Annotated in this window: 1 protein-coding gene; it reads right to left on the bottom strand. The window is 71.9% G+C overall.

The window, feature by feature from the left end:
• Positions 1–155: 155 nt before the first annotated feature.
• Positions 156–609: EF-Tu C-terminal domain-related protein (locus ET526_RS21130; protein ID WP_240048525.1), on the bottom strand; the 454-nt coding region annotated here is incomplete at its 5' end.

Here is a 609-nt window from a genome sequence, read left to right as displayed (position 1 = left end):
CGACCGCGGGGACATCGAGGCGGTGCGCCGCATCGTCAATGGCGGCGGCATTGGGCTCGAGGACGTGCGCCGGCGCTACCTCGCGGCGCGCGCGGCGCTCGCCGTCTGAGGCGAGGGACGACCGCCCGGGCGCGCAGACGCGCCCGGGCGGGGCCTCACTTCACGATCTTGGCGACGACGCCGGCGCCGACGGTGCGGCCGCCCTCGCGGATGGCGAAGCGCAGCCCCTCGTCCATGGCGATCGGGGCGATCAGCTCGACGTCCATCGAGACGTTGTCGCCGGGCATCACCATCTCCACCCCTTCCGGCAGCTTCACCACCCCGGTGACGTCGGTGGTGCGGAAGTAGAACTGCGGCCGGTAGTTGGTGAAGAACGGCGTATGCCGGCCCCCCTCCTCCTTGGTCAGCACGTAGGCCTCGGCCTTGAACTGCGTGTGCGGCGTGATCGAGCCGGGCGCGGCCAGAACCTGCCCGCGCTCCACCTCCTCGCGCTTGGTGCCGCGCAGCAGCGCCCCGATGTTGTCCCCCGCCTCGCCCTGGTCCAGCAGCTTGCGGAACATCTCGACCCCGGTGACCACCGTCTTCTGCGTCGGCCGCAGCCCGACGATC

Origin of the sequence: Crenalkalicoccus roseus (assembly GCF_004761865.1) — a bacterium.
Taxonomy (GTDB): domain Bacteria; phylum Pseudomonadota; class Alphaproteobacteria; order Acetobacterales; family Acetobacteraceae; genus Crenalkalicoccus; species Crenalkalicoccus roseus.
The sequence above is the reverse complement of the archived record's forward strand: the minus strand, read 5'-3'. Positions and strand labels throughout refer to the sequence as shown.